The sequence below is a fragment of the uncultured Shewanella sp. genome, from assembly GCF_947497935.1.
Taxonomy (GTDB): Bacteria; Pseudomonadota; Gammaproteobacteria; order Enterobacterales; family Shewanellaceae; genus Shewanella.
The window spans coordinates 1-238 of sequence record NZ_CANMIO010000071.1; the positions used below are offsets into that span (position 1 = coordinate 1).

1 rRNA gene is annotated in these 238 nt (G+C 37.0%); it reads right to left on the bottom strand.

Annotated features, from left to right (window positions below):
* Positions 1 to 69: ribosomal RNA gene (gene rrf / locus Q1A86_RS21170) — 5S ribosomal RNA — on the bottom strand; the annotation flags it as partial.
* Positions 70 to 238 lie beyond the last annotated feature (169 nt).

The window sequence follows — 238 nt, forward strand, 5'->3', positions numbered from 1 at the left end:
GGCGATACTGTGTTTCACTTCTGAGTTCGGAATGGATTCAGGTGGTGCCACAGCTCTATGGTTTCCAGACAAATTCTGCTTTTACTTTCAGTTTTTAAAAAACTAAAGGTAAAAAAGTTTGGAAAGCTGTTACTCGCCGGAGCAAGTAAACTGAAATTATGTTTGAGTTCGAACACACATTAAGTGCCACTCTTTTCAGAGTAAGTTCTAATTCTGGTTTCTATAAGAAACATAGTTA